Source organism: Cohnella sp. (assembly GCF_041641335.1).
GTDB lineage: Bacteria > Bacillota > Bacilli > Paenibacillales > Paenibacillaceae > Cohnella.
This window is the reverse complement of the sequence record NZ_JBEPYQ010000004.1, coordinates 52,354-70,167: the sequence shown is the minus strand read 5'-3', so window position 1 is coordinate 70,167 and position 17,814 is coordinate 52,354. Positions and strand designations below refer to the sequence as shown.

Here is a 17,814-nt window from a genome sequence, read left to right as displayed (position 1 = left end):
CCGTCTCCAATCCAACGTTCTCAGCTCGACCTTCAGAAACTTGAAACGGACGATCTCGTGATCGGGAATGCCCATGACGAACGTATCCGGGTCCTCCGCCCCTTCATCCGCCGTGAACGTTCATGAAAGTCCTTCTGACGATACGACTGCGGTTCCATATGCACGAGGATGTATGCGTCGAGCGCTTTATAGCGGGTTTCCAGCAGCAAGTCCAGCGTTTTGGCTTCTTCGCCGACGACGTCCACGAGCAGCTCCTGCATCAAAAATCGGGTATGGCGATGATCCAGCAACGAGCTTAGCTCCGGAAAAAAGAGCTCGATAAACTCCGCGAAAAACGTCTGCAGCAATTTCTTGAGCGCTTCGTCGTGCGGTTTGGCTTTTTTTTCGTTCATCGCCGCATTCCTCGCCTTCTTCGTGGTCCGCTCAAAACAAAACGCCGCCCGCTCCCTCGTCAAAGGGAACAAGCGGCGTGTGCTTCACGGCCGGAATTTTATATTGACTTCATTTTACCCGATAACGAGATCCGTGAACAGGCCATATTTATTGGCTTTTCTTTTCGTACTCCTCAACCCATTGTGTCGTACGGGACAGCTCGGCTTCGGCACGGGCGATGGCTGCTTCCACCTGCGGGGTTGCCGTACCGCCGTAGACGTCGCGGGCGTTGACGACCGCTTCCGGCTGAAGCACGGCATAGATCCGGTCGTCGAACAAGTCGGAGAACTGCTTGAACTCGTCCAGTGTCAGGTCGAGCAGGAACTTATTCTGCTGGATGCAATACAGCACCGTCTTGCCGATCACTTCGTGAGCCTGGCGGAAAGGCAGACCTTTGCCGACGAGGAAGTCGGCGATGTCCGTCGCGTTGGAGAAGTCCTGGTCGACGGCGCGGCGCATCCGGTCCTTGCGCACCTTCATCGTCTCGATCATGGAGGCGAACAGCTGGAGCGCTCCCTGGAGTGTCTTGACCGTGTCGAACATGCCTTCCTTGTCTTCTTGCATGTCCTTGTTGTACGCGAGCGGCAGCGACTTCAGCACCGTCAGCAGGCCAACAAGGTTGCCGTAGACGCGGCCGGTCTTGCCGCGAACGAGCTCAGGCACGTCGGGGTTCTTCTTCTGCGGCATGATGCTGGAGCCGGTGCAAAAGGCGTCGTCGAGCTCGACGAACTGGAACTCGGTGCTCGACCAGAGGATCAGCTCTTCGCTCAGGCGCGACAAGTGCGTCATGATCAGCGAGGCGCCGGCAAGAAACTCGACGATGAAATCGCGGTCGCTGACGGCGTCGAGGCTGTTCTCATAGACGCGCCCGAAGTTAAGCTGCTCGGCCGTAAAATGACGGTCGATCGCGAACGTCGTGCCAGCCAGCGCGCCAGCGCCGAGCGGCAACGCGTCGATGCGCTTGTAGCTGTCCTGCAGACGCTCGATATCGCGGCCGAACATCGACACATAAGCCATCAGGTGATGCGCGAACAGGATCGGCTGCGCACGCTGAAGATGCGTGTAGCCCGGCACGATCGTGTCCAGGTTTTGCTTGGCTTGTCCGATCAGCGCCGCCTGGAGCTTGCGCAGCATCTCGACGAACTCGACGACGCGCTTGCGCAGATACAGGTGCATGTCGGTCGCCACTTGGTCGTTGCGGCTGCGTCCGGTGTGCAGTTTGCCTCCGACCGGGCCGACTTCTTCGATCAGCGCTTTCTCGATGTTCATATGGATATCCTCGTCGGCGATCAGAAACTGCTGCTCGCCGCTGCGGATTTTCCCGCGAACCTTCAACAGGCCGGCCTTGATCGTCTCCACGTCCTCCGCCGGGAGAATGCCGCACTTGCCAAGCATCGTCACGTGCGCCAGGCTGCCCTGAATGTCTTCCTCGGCCAGTTCCTTGTCGAACGTGATCGATGCCGTATATTCTTCCACCAGTTGGTCCGTTTGCTTCGTGAAACGGCCCCCCCACAGCTTGCTCATAATCCGAATACCCCTCTCTTATCCTCGATCGAATAACCTCATCCGTTCCCTCGGCATCCTATCCGGTACAAGCGGGACACGTTACAGCCTTGCAGACCGTTAAACCGACGCATCCCCACGTTTCGGGTACAGTAACGGTCTGGCAGGCTGTTACACCGCCGCATTCCCACGTTTCGGGCACCTTAAAACCGATGCATTCCCACGCTCCGGGCACCTTAACGGTCTGACGGACCATTAAACCGATGCATTCCCACGCTCCGGGCACCTTAACGGTCTGGCAGGCCGTTACAACGCCGCATCCCCACGTTTCGGGTACAGTAACGGTCTGGCAGGCTGTTACACCGCCGCATTCCCACGTTTCGGGCACCTTAACGGTCTGGTAGACCGTTTAGCGAGGCGCGCCTCGACTTCCACGCCACCCGCCGTTAAACGGCAAAAGGGGAGCGCCGCGCGGCGAAGGTGCCTCCCGTCATGGCCCCGCCTCGCGGGGGATGGTTCGGCAGGCTTCGGGCGCGGTTCTCCCTTTTGCACTTTATCGATTAAATGCCGGAAGCTCCGTTGACGCCGGAAGATACCTTCAGGCGCAGAGCGTTCAGGCGGATAAAGCCGGTAGCGTCGCCTTGATCGTACGCTTGCGTAGGATCGGCCTCCATCGTCGCGATATGCGGGTTGTAGAGGCTGACCGGGCTTTTCAGTCCGGCGGCGATGATGTTGCCCTTGTACAGCTTGAGACGGACGGTGCCCGTCACGTTCTTCTGGCTCTCGTTCACGAGCGCTTGGATCGCCAGGCGCTCCGGCGCGAACCAGAAGCCGTTGTACACGAGAGAACTGTATTTGGAGATCAAGGAATCGCGCAGGTGCATGACGTCGCGATCCATGGTCAGGGACTCGATTTTGCGATGTGCCGTAAATAGGATGCTCCCGCCGGGGGTTTCGTACACGCCGCGGCTCTTCATGCCGACGAAGCGGTTCTCCACCATGTCGACGCGGCCGATGCCGTGCTTGCCGCCAACCTCGTTCAGCTTCTCCATAACCGCGAGCGGATCGAGGCGTTCGCCGTTGATCGCTACGCAGTCGCCTGCTTCGAAGTCGAGCTCGATATACTCGGCTTCGTCCGGAGCTCTCTCCGGGGAGACGCTGAGCACGTACATTTCTTCGACTTCCGGCGCGCTCGGATCGAACCACGGATCTTCGAGCATGCCGCTCTCGAAGCTGATGTGCAGCAGGTTGCGGTCCGTCGAATACGGCTTGGCGGCCGAAGCCTGAACCGGAATGCCATGCTTCTCGGCATAGGCGATCATCTCGGCGCGGCCCGGGAACGCGGCGCGGAACGCCTCGTCGCGCCAAGGAGCGATAACCTCGATGCTCGGAGCAAGAGCGGCGGCCGTCAGCTCGAAGCGGACTTGGTCGTTGCCTTTGCCTGTAGCGCCGTGCGCGATGGCGGTTGCGCCTTCGGCAAGGGCGATCTCGACCATGCGCTTGGCGATCAGCGGACGCGCGATGCTCGTGCCGAGCAGGTATTGCCCCTCGTAGAGGGCGCCCGCTTGGAACATCGGGAAGATGAAGTCCTTCGCGAATTCGGCGCGAAGGTCGTCGATGTAGACTTTGGACGCGCCAGTCTTGAGCGCTTTCTCCTCAAGGCCGTCCAGTTCGTCCTTCTGACCGATGTCGGCGGTGAAGGTGATGATCTCGGCGTCGTACGTTTCTTTCAGCCACGTCAGGATGACCGAGGTGTCAAGCCCGCCGGAGTAGGCCAGCACGATTTTGTTCTTTGCCATGGAAATTGGAAGCTCCTTTGAACTCGAGTATAGAAGTGCATGATTGATTTCAATATTCGTTCGGCGCGAGCCGTTACGATTAGAGGATCGACGGATGCTTCTTGGCTATCCGGGTTCCGTACCTTACATAATGGCGGCCATGATCGCTTTCTGCGCGTGCAGGCGATTCTCGGCTTCATCGAAAATAACGGAGTTCGGGCCGTCGATGACGCCCTCCGACACTTCCTCGCCGCGGTGAGCCGGCAGGCAGTGCATGAACAGGTAGTCCGGCTTCGCGTATTTCACGAGCTCTTCGTTTACCTGATAGTTCGCGAACGCCTTCTCGCGCTCCTTCTGCTCTTCCTCGAAGCCCATGCTCGCCCATACGTCGGTGTAGACGATGTCCGCGCCTTCGATCGCTTCGCGAGGGTCGCGCAGAATACGCACGCTGCCTCCGGTTTCCTCCGCCGCCTCGATCGAAGATTTGACGGACCTCTCGGACGGATCGTAGCCTTCCGGAGAAGCGCTGGAGAAGTGCATGCCCAGCTTGGCCGCGCCCATCATCAGCGAGTGGAGCACGTTGTTGCCGTCGCCTATGTAGGCAACCTTCAGCCCTTCCAGCTTGCCTTTATGCTCCAAAGCCGTCTGGTAATCAGCCAGCGCCTGGCAAGGGTGGGATTGGTCCGACAGCGCGTTGATGACCGGAATCGTCGCTCCGCGCGCCAGCTCTACGACGTTGCGGTGGCCGAACGTCCGCAGGATCATGCCGTCCAGATAGCGGGACATCACTTGAGCGGTGTCGAGAATCGTCTCGCCGCGGCCCATCTGAATGTCGTTGCGGCTCAGGAACAGCGCTTGGCCGCCGAGCTGGTACATGCCGACTTCGAAGGATACGCGCGTGCGCGTCGACGATTTCTCGAAAATCATGCCGAGAGATTTGCCTTTCAGCGGCTGGTATACTTCTCCGGCTTTGTGCTTGCGCTTGATCTCGATCGCAAGATCGAGCAAGTACCGGATTTCTTCCGGCGAATAGTCCACCAGACCGAGAAAATCGCGGCCTTTCAGTTGTGCTGCAATCTGTTCCAGGTTCGCTGCCGTAGTCAAGGGCAAACCCTCCTTCTCTATTTGCGAAGCCGCGGCAGGCGCCGCAGCTTGTTGGAATTGCAATGTATGGTCTGTTGCGCAAACAGCTTGTTGGAATCACGAAGCGGCCGTCTGTTGCGCTCTATGCCTATCGGAAGTACGAAGCGACAGTCCGCAGCATACAGCCTTCCGAAATTATGAATTGGCCGTCTTCGCCGCGGCCTGCTCCGTAAGCACGGTTGCGATCAGCGCGACCGCCTCGTCGATTTCTTCGTGAGTGACAAGAAGGTTGGGCAGCAGCCGAATGACGTTCGGCCCGGCCGGCACGACGAGCAATCCGCGCTTGTGCAACTCAGCGATCGCATCGCCAGCAGGAGCGTGGCACAGAATGCCGATCAGCAGCCCTTTGCCCCGCACCTGATCAACGTTCGGCAAGCCCGCAAGCTTCTCCTGAAGCTGGCCGATCAAATATTCGGAAGCCTCGGCAGCCTTGTCGGCGACCTTCTCCTTGAGCATCGTCTCGATCGTAGCGGCGACGACCGCCATCGCGATCGGCGTACCGCCGAATGTCGTCGCGTGAGCGCCCGGTACGAATGCCGGCTTCACATGCGCTTTGGCCAGCATCGCGCCGACGGGGAAGCCGCTGCCGATGCCCTTGGCCAAGGTGAAGATGTCCGGTTCTACATCATAATGCTCGTAGGCGAACAGCTTGCCGGTGCGTCCCATCCCCGTCTGCACTTCGTCGACGATCAGCAGAATACCGTGACGATCGCACAGCGCGCGCACTTCCCTCAGGAAGTCCGGATCGACGGGGATAACGCCGCCCTCGGCTTGAACGAGCTCAAGCATGACCGCGGCCGTCTTGTCGTTGACCGCAGCTTCCAGCGCCTTCAGATCGTGCAGAGGCACGTGCACGAAGCCTTCCGGAAGCGGAAGGAAGCCTTCCTTCACCTTGTCTTGGCCGGTCGCGGTCAGCGTAGCCAGCGTGCGACCGTGGAACGATTGGGTGAAGGTGACGATCTCGTAGCGGTCGCTGCCCTTCAGCTTCTGATGATAACGGCGGGCGAGCTTGATCGCCGCCTCGTTCGCCTCCGCGCCGCTGTTGCAGAAGAACACCGCGTCCGCGCAGCTGTTGTCGACAAGCAGCTTGGCCGCTTTCTCCTGTCCCGGGATATGGAACAGGTTGGAGACGTGCCACAGCTGGTCGAGCTGGCCGATCAATGCGTTCTTGACCGCGTCCGGCACGTGGCCGAGATTCGTTACCGCAAGTCCGCTCATGAAATCAAGATATTCCTTGCCTTGATCGTCCCACAAGCGGCTGCCCTTCCCCTTCACCAAAGTAATGGGATATCTCGCATAAGTCGAGAATAACGCGCTGTCACTCATACCGATCTCTCCTTTTTTCACCCGTGTGGCCTTACGCCCTTACGATCCGGGTTCCGATGTCGCCCTCCGCCAGCGCCCGGCTGAGCACCCGCTCCGCCGCGCCGTCCACGATCCGCACTTCCTTGACGTTGCCGTGCAGACAGCTCATAGCCGCTCTGACCTTCGGAATCATACCGCCGTAGATTTCGCCGCTGGCGATCATCTCTTCGATGTCCGCGAACGTCACGACCGGCAGAACACGCTTCTCTCCGTCCACCGTACGCATAATGCCCGGCACGTCGGTCACGACGATCATCGTCTCGACGCCGAGCGAGGAAGCGACCGCGCCTGCAGCCGTATCCGCGTTGATGTTGTACCGTTGTCCGCTCTCGTCGATGCCGATCGGCGCGATGACGGGCAAGTAGCCGAGCCCGATGACGCCTTCGACCAGCGCCGCGTTCACGCCGACGACGTCGCCGACATGGCCGATCTCGTCCGCGTTGGCGACGGGCTTGGCGACGATCAGCTTGCCGTCCGTTCCGGACAGGCCGAGCGACTGCGCCCCGTTCTGCTGCAGCTTGCGCACGATCTCCTTGTTGATGCGCCCCGCCAGCACCATCTCGACGACGTCGAGCGTCGCTTCGTCGGTGACGCGCAGCCCGTTCACGAACCGGCTCTCGATGCCCAGTTTGCCGAGCGTCTCGTTAATGGCGGGACCGCCTCCATGCACGATAACCGGCTCGACGCCGCTCTCCTGCAAGCTCCGCAAATCCTCGAAAAAAACGTCCGGCAGCGCCGCCAAAGTGCTCCCGCCGCATTTCATCACAAATCGCTGTTTGCCCATACGCCCGCTCTCCTTACGTCCGATACGCGGCGTTGATGCGCACGTAATCGTACGTCAGATCGCAGCCCCACGCCGTCGCCTTGCCGCTTCCCATGTTGAGGTCTACATGGATGCCGACGGTATCGCCTTTTAAGTATTCCAATGCGATCTCTTCGTCGAAAGAAACCGGACGGGACTGCTCCAATACGACGATGTCGCCCAGACGGATGTCGACCGTCGCCACGTTCACCGGCACGCCCGCGCGACCGACGGCGGCGATGATGCGCCCCCAGTTGGCGTCCGCGCCGTATACGGCCGACTTCACCAGGCTGGAGCCGATGATCGTCTTGGCGATCGCCTGCGCCGCATCGTCGCTGTCCGCGCCGACGACCGTCGTCTCGATGAGCTTGGTCGCGCCTTCGCCGTCGCGGGCGATCGCTTTGGCCAGCTCGGCACAGACGTGCCGCAGTCCGTCGACGAATGCCGCGAAATCGGGATGGGCGCGGGTCAACTCGTCGTTGTCCGCAAGTCCGCTGGCCATCGCGACCAGCATATCGTTCGTGCTCGTATCGCCGTCCACCGTAATCATGTTAAAGCTCACGTTCGTCACTTCGCGCAGAACCTCTTGAAGCAGGGAGGAACCGATCTTGGCGTCGGTCGTCACGAAACCGAGCATCGTCGCCATGTTCGGATGAATCATTCCCGAGCCTTTGGCCGCGCCGGCGACCGTGACCTGCTTGCCGCTGACCGTCAGCGTCACGCAGCTCGTTTTTTTCACGAGGTCGGTCGTCAGTATCGCCTGGCAGAAGTCGTCGGAGCCTTGCTCGTCGCTTCGCAGCCGCCCCGGAAGCTTCTCGATGCCCGCGTTCACGCGGTCCATCTTCAGCAATTCGCCGATCACGCCCGTGGACGCCACGGCCACCTGATCCTTGCTTACGCCGAGCGCTTCCGCCGCGTTCGCCTGCATCGTGCGCGCGTCCGCTTCCCCTTGCGCTCCCGTGCACGCATTGGCGTTGCCGCTGTTTACGATAACCGCGCGAAGCAAGCCGCCGCTACCCAGCGCTTCCCGCGTGACGAGCAGCGGGGCCGCCTGGAACAAATTCGTCGTATACACCGCGGCGGCCGAAGCCGGCACCTCGCACGCGATGACTCCCAGATCGTGGCGATCGGTTTTTTTCAAGCCGCAGTGCAGCCCGCCGGCCTTAAAGCCTTTCGGCGTCGTAACGCCTCCACCTTCCACGATCGCGTAGCTTTGTTTTCCCATGATATTCGGTTCGTTCCTCTCGTCCTCTATTATGGATAAACCGGCGTAAACTGAAGGCCGAGCGTCTCGTCCCAGTTCATGAGCAGGTTCAAGTTCTGGATCGCCTGGCCGGCCGCGCCCTTCACCAGGTTGTCTGTAACGGAGATAATCGTCACGCGTCCGGTTCTCTCGTCGACCGAGAAGCCGATGTCGCAATAGTTCGTGCCGTACACTTCCTTCGTCGCCGGCCAGTGTCCGGCAGGACGAACGCGGACGAACTTGCGCCCTTCGTAAAACTGTCGATACAATTCGACGAACTCCGCATCGGTGCGCTTCTCCGTCAGCGTGCCGTACATCGTCGACATAATGCCTCTAGTCATCGGCACGAGGTGCGTCGTGAACGTCGTCACGACCGGCCGGCCGGCCGCTTCGGAAAGCACCTGCTCGATCTCGGGCGTGTGCTGATGCTTATTCAGCTTGTATGCCTTGAAGTTTTCGTTGATTTCGGAATAATGAGCGCTTAAGTTCAGGCCCCGTCCCGCTCCGGATACGCCGGATTTCGCGTCGATGATGATGCTGTTCGGATCGATCCAGCCGGCTTTCACCGCCGGATAGAGACCGAGCAAGGACGTCGTCGTAAAACAGCCCGGGTTGGACACGAAATCGGTCTGTTTCACCAGATCTCCGTACACCTCGGACAGACCGTATACCGCGCGGTCTACGAGAGCTTGATCAGCAGGCTCGTGTTTGTACCATTGCCTGTACGCGTCTCCCGACTTCAGCCGGAAATCCCCGGAGAGATCGATTACTTTTAACCCCGCATCCAGAAACTGAGGGGCCAGCTTAAGGCTGACGCCATGCGGCGTGGCCAGGAAGACGACATCCGCTTTGCCGCGGATCGATTCGATATCGAGATCGTCGAGCAGATCGGCGCGGATCTCCGTCAGATGAGGATAACCGTCCGCGATCGGAGCGCCCGCGCTCGACGAGGAAATGACGGACGTTACGGTCACGTTGGGATGAGATTCCAATAAACGGATGAGTTCGACGCCGCCGTAGCCGGTGGACCCGACAATGGCCGCGCGGATTTGCTTAGCATTCATAATAGTATCCTCCATAGCTTAGAAAAGGATGAATCGCCAAGAAACGGCTCGCGCCGTTGTCAGGACTTAGGTTGCGGAAGGCGTTGGCATCCCGCGTAAACATTCTCAATTGTAACGGATTACGCTAGGGAATGAAAGATGTTCCTGTGAGGCGTTCTCCGTCGTTCGTCCGATGTGGTTGTGTATTATTATACATCAAAAGTATTATTTATGCAACGGTCATATTCGATCATCACGGAAGCCCTCGCCGAGCACCTCCGCCGCGTTCGTAATGATGACGAATGCATCCGGATCGGCATCGCGGACAAGCAATTTCAACCTTAGCACCTCGTTCTGCCCGACCACGGTAAGCAGCACCGGTCGATCGTCGCCCGTGAATCCGCCGGTCCCCTGCAATCGCGTCAGCCCCCGGTCGAGCTCATTCAGAATCGCCGCCGATACGCGTTCCGGATCGCGAGAAATAATGTAGGCGGCTTTGGACGTCTGGAGGCCCGTCTGGATAACGTCTATCGTCTTGCTTGTCGTGAACAGGCCGATCAGCGCATAGAGCGCGTTTTCGAGGGAGATGAACAAGCCCGCGGATAAAATGACGAGGCCATCCAGCGCGGCCACCGCGAGTCCGAGCCGGATGCCCAGCACCCGGTGCAAAATTTGCGCCGCAACGTCCAGCCCTCCCGTCGAGCCCCTCCCGCGGAATACGAGCCCCAAACCGATTCCGACGCCCAACCCTCCGTAAATGGAGGCCAGCAGCGGATCGTTCGTGGGAGGCGCCCAATGCGACGTCAGCAGCACGAACAAGGGCAGCACGACGGAGCCGACGACCGTCTTCACGCCGAATGCCTTGCCCAGCACGAGCAAGCCCGCGATGAACAGCGGAATGTTCAGCGCCCACTGCGTATATGCGGGAGGGATGTGCGTGAGCGTATTCAGAATAATGGAAATCCCCGACACCCCGCCGGAAGCGATCCGGTTAGGCAGCAGGAACAGATTAAAGCTGGCCGCTATGAAAAAGGCCCCGACCAGCATGGCCGCATAGCTGAACGCCGTTCTTGTCCGTTTGGAGAAGCGCGGGCCCTTTCTTTTATTCGGATACGAGGGCAAATCCGACGATTGGTGGTCGGTTGTGCCGGCGGTAGTGGCGGTGGACATGATGGAACCTCATCTCGCTTTATTCGACGCTCTGATTCATTATGTACCGAACGGCCTCGCATATGAAGATTTTCTCCAAGCAAAACCGCCTTCGGCGTCCTCAGGACGATGAATGCGGTTTGTCGGAGACGAATCAGATAAGGATAGCGGATTTTATACTTGCTGATCGTACAAAAAAACTTCCTGCGCGCCGCTCGCGCGCAAGAAGTGTAGGGCCGATCGCGTTGCTTCGTTATTGCGCGTCTTGCTTGATCTGACTGCGCAGGTAGCCGTCGATGAAGGCTTCGAGGTCGCCGTCCATAACCGCGCCGACGTTGCCCGTCTCCACCTGAGTGCGATGATCCTTGACCATGCTGTACGGATGGAACACATAGGAGCGGATCTGGCTGCCCCAGGCGATCTCCATCTGCTCTCCGCGAACCTCAGCCAGTTCCTTCTGCTGCTCCTGGATTTTCAGCTCGTAGAGCTTGGAGCGGAGCATCTGCATCGCCTTCTCCCGGTTCTGGATCTGCGATCGCTGTGTCTGGCAGGCTACGACGATGCCGGTCGGCAAGTGAGTAATCCGGATAGCCGAGTCCGTCTTGTTGATGTGCTGGCCGCCCGCGCCGCTGGAACGGTACGTGTCGATGCGCAGATCGTCGGGACGGATCTCGACTTCGATCTCGTCGTTGATCTCCGGCACGACATCGCAGGAAACGAAGGAAGTGTGCCGTCTGCCCGATGCGTCGAACGGGGAGATCCGCACGAGCCGGTGGACGCCTTTCTCCGCTTTCAGATAGCCGTAAGCATTATGTCCGCGAATCTGGATCGTGACGCTCTTGATGCCCGCCTCGTCGCCCGGAAGGTAGTCGAGCAGCTCGACTTTGAAGCCGCGTTTCTCCGCCCATCTCGTGTACATGCGGTACAGCATTTGCGCCCAGTCCTGCGACTCGGTTCCGCCCGCGCCGGGATGCAATTCGAGAATCGCATCCAGCTTGTCGTAAGGCTGATTAAGCAGAAGCTGCAGCTCGAAGGCGTCGACCTTGGCCGACAGCTTGCCCACGCTCTCGGCCCATTCCGCGCCGAGCGCTTCGTCGGGTTCCTCTTCGAGGATCTCGAGCATGTCTTCCAGATCCCGGCACTCGGTGGCCAGGGCCTCGTATTGATCGACGACCGACTTGACGGCGTTCATCTCTCCGATGAGCGCTTGCGCCTTCTCGTTGTCGTCCCAGAAATTCGGTTCGCTCATTTTGACTTCGTAGTTCTCGATCTGTTCTTTCTTCAGATCTAAGTCAAAGAGACCCCCTAAGTTGCTGTAATCGCTTCGCGTTGGCGCGAAGGTCTTGCTTATCGGATATGTCTAGCTCGAACATCGTTGAATCACCTCGTTGAAATCTTGGGGCTACTATTCTATGCGCCCGTGGCACATTTTGTATTTCTTCCCGCTGCCGCAAGGGCACGGATCGTTGCGGCCGACGGTTGCGGCGCTGCGGATCTTGGGCTTCTTCGGTCCCGCTTCCGCTTTCGTGTCGACGGCTTGGCCTTCGGCGACCGCTTCGCGCTTAGGCGCGGCTTGCACCTGCGCCTTCGTAATATACAGGGCGACCTCTTCCTCGATCCGTTCGATCATGGCGAGGAACATGTTGTGGCCTTCGAATTGGTATTCTCTGAGCGGATCGTTGCCGCCGTACGCGCGCAAGTGAATGCCTTGGCGCAGGTGGTCCATGGAATCGATATGGTCCATCCATTTGCTGTCGACGGCGCGCAGGACGACGACCTTCTCGAATTCGCGCATCGTCTCTACGCCGATGGTCTCTTCGCGCTCGTCGTAGTGCTTGTCTACGAGACCGGTGATCAGTTCGATCATCTCTTCCTTTTCCTTGCCCCACAGATCGTCCTTCGTCAAGCGATCTTCGGGCAAGTAGTGGGAATGAGCGTAGGCGACCAGACCGTCCAGATCCCATTCTTCCGGCACGTCGTTGTCGGAGCAATGATTCTCCACCGACTTGGCGATGACGGAGCGAATCATGCCGGAGACGATGTCGCGGATATTGTCGGCGTTCAGAATCGCGCGGCGGTCTCCGTAAATTTTCTCCCGCTGCAGGTTGATGACGTCATCGTACTGAAGGACGATCCGGCGGGTATCGAAGTTGCTGCCTTCGACTCGCTTCTGGGCCGATTCGATCGCGCGCGTGATCAGCTTGCTCTCGATCGGGGACTCCTCGTCGAAGCCGAGACGTTCCATCATGCCCATAATGTTGTCGGCGCCGAACCTTCTCATCAGCTCGTCCTGCATCGACAGGTAGAACTGCGAGGAGCCCGGGTCGCCTTGACGGCCGGCGCGGCCGCGGAGCTGGTTATCGATCCGACGGGACTCGTGACGCTCCGTACCGATGATGTGAAGGCCGCCCTTCTCGGCTACGCCTTCGCCCAGCAGAATGTCCGTACCGCGTCCGGCCATGTTCGTCGCGATCGTAACCGCGCCGTATTGGCCCGCGTTGGAGATGATTGCCGCTTCCTCGGCGTGATACTTGGCGTTAAGAACTTGGTGCGCGACGCCTTTCTTCTTCAGCAGCTCCGAGATGCGCTCGGAGTTCTCGATCGAGACGGTGCCGACGAGCACCGGCTGCCCCGTCGCGTGCCGATTGACGATCTCTTCGACGACGGACTTATACTTGCCGTTCTCGGACTTGTACACGACGTCAGGAATATCGTTGCGGACCATAGGACGGTTCGTCGGCACCTGAACGACCTCGAGGCCGTAGATGCGCTTGAACTCTTCTTCCTCCGTCTTCGCCGTACCGGTCATGCCGGCGAGCTTGCGATACATCCGGAAGTAGTTCTGGAACGTGATCGTCGCAAGAGTCATGCTCTCGTTCTGAACGGTGAGCTGCTCCTTCGCTTCGATCGCCTGGTGGAGGCCTTCGCTGTAGCGGCGGCCGGCCATCAGACGCCCGGTGAATTCGTCGACGATGACGACTTCGTCCTCCTGAACGACGTAATCGACGTCCCGCTTCATAATATAACGGGCGCGCAGCGCCTGGTTCACATGGTGGTTGAGCGTGACATGCTCGTGCGAGAACAGGTTGTCGATGTTGAAGGCCTTCTCGACCTTCGTCACGCCGGTCTCGGTAAGCGCGATCGTGCGCAGCTTGATGTCTACGGTGTAGTCTTCGGTATCCGTCAGCTTGCTGACCAGCCGGTCGGCCGCGTAGTACAGCTCGGTCGATTTCTGCGCTTGTCCGGAAATAATGAGCGGCGTACGCGCTTCGTCGATAAGAATGGAGTCGACTTCGTCGATGATGGCGTAATGAAGAGGACGCTGAACCATCTGCTCCTTGTACAGGACCATGTTGTCGCGCAAGTAGTCGAAGCCGAATTCGTTGTTTGTTCCATAAGTGATGTCGCACGCGTAAGCCGCCTGTTTCTCCTCATGGGAAAGCCCGTGAAGATTACAGCCGACCGTCATGCCCAAGAACGTATAAATCTGCCCCATCTGCGCGCTATCGCGCTGAGCCAAGTAATCGTTGACCGTAATGACATGGACGCCTTCGCCTTGCAGCGCGTTCAAATAAACCGAGAGCGTTCCGACAAGCGTCTTCCCTTCGCCGGTTCTCATCTCCGCGATCTTGCCGTGGTGGAGCACCATGCCCCCGATGAGCTGTACGTCGAAATGACGCATGTTAAGCACGCGCTTGGACGCTTCCCTCACGACGGCGAACGCTTCGGGCAGAATATCGTCCAAGGACTCGCCTTTGGCGATGCGTCCGCGGAACTCGTCCGTCTTCGCGCGAAGCTGATCGTCGCTTAGCGAGGAAACGGAAGATTCCAGGCCGTTGATTCGCTCGACGGTCTTGAGAAGCCGTTTCACCTCTCGTTCATTGGCATCTCCGAATATTTTTTTGACAAGTCCCATCATAATCGAATGTACCCCTCTCTCTCGCGGGCTAACTATATCTTTACATTTTATCAGTTCGGGGGTATTGGGGCAAGGAAGGGCGACTGGAAATGGAAGTCATTCGGGCATAAAAAATGCTGCCCAGGCAGGCAGCGGAGGGACAGATGAAATTATGGCTGATTCAATTGAAGATCCCGCACGATGTTTTCTTGCTCCAAGGAACGAAGACACAACGTCTCGAGCAAGCGCTCTTGGCGAAGCTGGCCTTTCTTGAGATCAGACACGTCCGATTTGAGTACGGCTACGTCCGATTTAAGTTCGGCTACGTCCGATTTAAGTTCGGCTACGTCCGTTTTAAGTCCGGCTACGTCCGTTTTAAGTCCGGCTACGTCCGATTTAAGTCCGGCTACGTCCGATTTAAGTCCCGTGATGTCGTGCTCGATTCTGGTGATCTTGGCGTCCATCATTTCTACGCTGTGCTTAATCGCTAGCAGGATTTCCTTCGTTTCGTCCATTTGATTCCCTCCCCTAAGGTTATTAATCGTATACTCGCTAGTTGGAAGCCAAAACGCCGCCCAACTCTCCGCGAGGAAGTCGAGCGGCGCGTGCTTCGCGTCCGGTTGTTTGATGCCTTCATCATACCATGGACAGGCTCCGCGATCAAATTAGAAATTTGACAGCGCGAATCGACGAATTTCCTCCACAATAAATCGAATCTCCTCTGCTCCCAAGCCTGGATATACGCCAAGCCAGAAAGAACGGTTCATCACGTCATCCGTATGGAGCAGTTCACCAACAACGCGATACCCTGCGCCGGATGCTCTCATCTCGTCGAACAGCGGTTGTCTCAGCAGATTTCCCGCGAACAACATGCGCGTCTGAATGCCTTTATTTTCAAGATGGCGGACGATCCTCTCTCTCGTGAACGGCGCGTTATCCCGTACGGTCAGGAGAAACCCGAACCAGCTAGGATCGGAGTTGTCGGTCGCTCTAGGCAGTTGAAACAGATTCGCCAAGGGCAGCAAACCTTCGTACAGCATCCTCCAGTTTCTTTTTCTGGCCTCGACGATCCCGGGGAGCTTATCAAGCTGAGCGCAACCTACGGCAGCCTGCATATCGGTAATCTTGAGGTTGTATCCGAAGTGAGTGTATACATACTTGTGATCGTAGCCTTCCGGAAGCTCTCCGAACTTCTGAGAAAAGCGTCTTCCGCACGTATTGTCTTTGCCGGAAGCGCACCAGCAATCCCGTCCCCAATCCCGGAACGACTCGACAGCCCGCTTCAGCCGAGGGTCGTTCGTGTACACGGCGCCGCCTTCCCCCATCGTGATGTGATGCGGAGGATAGAAGCTCGATGTGCCGATATGGCCGATCGTTCCGGTCAAGCGCCACTGTCCGTCGTAAAAATACTTTGAGCCGAGTGCATCGCAGTTATCCTCGATCAACCATAGCCGATGCTTGTCGCAAAACTCTCGAACGCGCTGCAGATCAAACGGGTTGCCCATCGTGTGCGCGATCATGACGGCTTTCGTTCTGTCGCTCAGCGCAGCCTCTAAGTGCGACACGTCGATGTTATACGTATCCGGATCGATGTCGACGAACACGGGCACGGCTCCGAACTGCACGATCGGATTCACCGTCGTCGGAAAAGAAGCCGCCACCGTGATAACCTCGTCGCCTCTGCATATTCTCCTGTCCTTCAGCATCGGAGAAGTCAGCGCCATGAAAGCGAGCAGGTTGGCGGAGGAACCGGAGTTCGTCACTAGCGCATATCGGACTCCGAGAAATGTGGCAAGTTCTCGCTCAAAGCGCTCCACGTACCGGCCGCCTGTCAGCCAGAAGTCCAGCGACGAATCGACCAGGTTAAGCACTTCGCGTTCATCGTAGAAGCGTCCTCCATAGGATATCGGCCGTCCAAGTGAGAAGGGAGGTTTTGCTGCGTGCTTGATCCGGTAATGACGAGTTGCTTCGATAAGTACCCGTTTTCTTAGAAGGGATTCTAGAAATCGGTTGTCGGCCTGGGAGAGGAAGCTTTCGATTTGATCAACGTGAATCGTGTAAGTTTTGTCAGCGGTGATTTGCGACTCGGTTACGTTTGCCAGTGCCTCCGCTTGAGGAGCCAACATCATGAACTGCGCTTCTCCGCTTTCGTCGCTGCCGGTCAACGCAATCGCGGCGCGCCGTTCCCCTCTCCAGTTGACCTGCCATATCGAGCCCGGCTGAATCGTCATTCCGACTGTCCCTCCTCGTATTCGGCGATCTGGCGGAGACACAGGTCGGCCATATTTTCACCCTGCAAATAGGCTTTATGCCATTCCACCGTCTTGAGGAGCGAGGTATGCAAATCCCAGCGTGGATGCCAATCAAGCCGAACTCCTGCCTTGGAGCTGTCGAGCTTTAAGATGCGGGCTTCCGGCCAGCCCGAGGTCGGCTGATCCGGTGCGGAAACGGCTGCGTTCGATCCCCATATTCGCCGAAGCTGGTCCGCGATATAACCAACGCTTTGGACATCGCGGTCCCCCGGACCGAAATTCCACGCACCTCCGTAGGCAGGGCCCTCCTTGTATAGAAATTCCGCCAATCGCATATACCCTTCTACAGGTGCAAGCACATGCTGCCATGGGCGCGTCGCCAGCGGATGCCGAAGGACGATCTCCCGCCCCTCCTGCAACGCTTGCAGGCAATCCGGAACGAGGCGGTCTTCCGACCAATCCCCGCCGCCGATAATGTTACCCGCTCGCGCGGTCGCGATCGCCAATCCGTGAATCGGATAACGGTCCTCCGGAAAATAGGACTCCGCATAAGCACGAACGGCCAGTTCCGCGCACACCTTCGACGCCGAGTAGGGATCTTTGCCGCCGAGACGTTCATTTTCCCGGTATCCCCATATCCACTCTTGATTCTCGTAAACTTTGTCCGTCGTCGCTATGACGACCGCCCGTATCGAAGGACATTGCCGAACGGATTCCAGCAAATTAACGGTTCCCATCAAATTCGTGTCGAATGTAGAGACCGGATCTGCATATGAACGGCGAACGAGAGGCTGGGCGGCAAGATGAAATACGACTTCCGGATCGGATTGAAGGACGGCCTTCTTCAGATTGTCTAAACTCCTCACATCTCCATGTCGATCCGCTACAATATCGCCGATTCTGCATAAATGGTATAGACTCGGGTCTGTTTGCGGTCTTAGAGCGTAACCAGTCAATACCGCTCCTTGTCGCGACAGCGCCAGCGCAAGCCAGCTCCCCTTGAACCCTGTGTGGCCGGTGATCAGCACTTTGCGACCGCTCCAGAAATGGCTCACTTTCATGCCTCCTCTGCTGCCCTAACTACCTTTATGGCCCTCATTCTTCATCATATTGGAGAGAAGTCGGGAAGGTTTGTACTTCGAGAGAAGAGGCAGATGTCTTGGAGGTGAGCCGGCTGCGCAGATGCGCAGACACTAAAAAGCCCCG

Annotated in this window: 14 protein-coding genes; all 14 read right to left on the bottom strand. The window is 58.2% G+C overall.

The annotated features are described in order from the left end of the window. Positions 1-32: 32 nt before the first annotated feature. The 14 genes from ACESLM_RS02255 to rfbG all read right to left on the bottom strand — a co-directional run bounded on the left by ACESLM_RS02255 (position 33) and on the right by rfbG (position 17,669). Positions 33-392, bottom strand: a complete 360-nt coding sequence (locus ACESLM_RS02255; protein WP_372629606.1) for an RpnC/YadD family protein — start codon at positions 390-392, stop codon at positions 33-35. A gap of 148 nt (positions 393-540) precedes the next feature. Next, on the bottom strand, positions 541-1,956 hold the full coding sequence (gene argH / locus ACESLM_RS02250; protein WP_372629604.1) for an argininosuccinate lyase: 1,416 nt from the start codon (positions 1,954-1,956) through the stop codon (positions 541-543). Between the two features lie 539 nt (positions 1,957-2,495). Beyond that, positions 2,496-3,734: an argininosuccinate synthase gene (locus ACESLM_RS02245; protein WP_372629602.1), complete on the bottom strand. Its 1,239-nt coding sequence runs from the start codon at positions 3,732-3,734 to the stop codon at positions 2,496-2,498. Between the two features lie 123 nt (positions 3,735-3,857). Next, positions 3,858-4,817, bottom strand: coding sequence for an ornithine carbamoyltransferase (argF, locus tag ACESLM_RS02240; protein ID WP_372629600.1), 960 nt, complete (start codon positions 4,815-4,817; stop codon positions 3,858-3,860). A 174-nt stretch (positions 4,818-4,991) separates the two neighbouring features. Then, positions 4,992-6,182, bottom strand: a complete 1,191-nt coding sequence (locus tag ACESLM_RS02235) for an acetylornithine transaminase (RefSeq protein ID WP_372629598.1) — start codon at positions 6,180-6,182, stop codon at positions 4,992-4,994. Between the two features lie 31 nt (positions 6,183-6,213). Beyond that, positions 6,214-7,005 carry an acetylglutamate kinase gene (argB, locus tag ACESLM_RS02230; protein ID WP_372629596.1) on the bottom strand — a complete coding sequence of 264 codons (792 nt, stop codon included), beginning with the start codon at positions 7,003-7,005 and terminating at the stop codon, positions 6,214-6,216. Between the two features lie 13 nt (positions 7,006-7,018). Next, positions 7,019-8,248 carry a bifunctional ornithine acetyltransferase/N-acetylglutamate synthase gene (gene argJ, locus ACESLM_RS02225; RefSeq protein ID WP_372629594.1) on the bottom strand — a complete coding sequence of 410 codons (1,230 nt, stop codon included), beginning with the start codon at positions 8,246-8,248 and terminating at the stop codon, positions 7,019-7,021. Between the two features lie 29 nt (positions 8,249-8,277). Then, complete coding sequence (gene argC, locus ACESLM_RS02220) at positions 8,278-9,330, bottom strand: N-acetyl-gamma-glutamyl-phosphate reductase (RefSeq protein WP_372629592.1); 1,053 nt, start codon at positions 9,328-9,330, stop codon at positions 8,278-8,280. Between the two features lie 219 nt (positions 9,331-9,549). Then, positions 9,550-10,479 (bottom strand): YitT family protein, encoded by a 930-nt coding sequence (locus ACESLM_RS02215; protein WP_372629590.1) that lies wholly within the window; start codon positions 10,477-10,479, stop codon positions 9,550-9,552. Positions 10,480-10,711: 232 nt separating this feature from the next. Then, positions 10,712-11,831 (bottom strand): peptide chain release factor 2 gene (gene prfB, locus ACESLM_RS02210; protein WP_372629588.1). Its coding sequence is split into 2 segments (ribosomal slippage): positions 10,712-11,752 and positions 11,754-11,831, totalling 1,119 coding nucleotides; the frame shifts between segments, so codons are not numbered across the junction. A 32-nt stretch (positions 11,832-11,863) separates the two neighbouring features. Next, positions 11,864-14,377 (bottom strand): preprotein translocase subunit SecA, encoded by a 2,514-nt coding sequence (gene secA, locus ACESLM_RS02205; RefSeq protein ID WP_372629586.1) that lies wholly within the window; start codon positions 14,375-14,377, stop codon positions 11,864-11,866. A gap of 149 nt (positions 14,378-14,526) precedes the next feature. After that, positions 14,527-14,871: a hypothetical protein gene (locus tag ACESLM_RS02200; protein WP_372629585.1), complete on the bottom strand. Its 345-nt coding sequence runs from the start codon at positions 14,869-14,871 to the stop codon at positions 14,527-14,529. Positions 14,872-15,021: 150 nt separating this feature from the next. After that, positions 15,022-16,587 (bottom strand): lipopolysaccharide biosynthesis protein RfbH, encoded by a 1,566-nt coding sequence (gene rfbH / locus ACESLM_RS02195; protein ID WP_372629583.1) that lies wholly within the window; start codon positions 16,585-16,587, stop codon positions 15,022-15,024. Continuing rightward, positions 16,584-17,669, bottom strand: a complete 1,086-nt coding sequence (rfbG, locus tag ACESLM_RS02190) for a CDP-glucose 4,6-dehydratase (protein ID WP_372629581.1) — start codon at positions 17,667-17,669, stop codon at positions 16,584-16,586. Before rfbG ends, rfbH begins: the two co-directional genes overlap by 4 nt. Between the last annotated feature and the right edge of the window lie 145 nt (positions 17,670-17,814).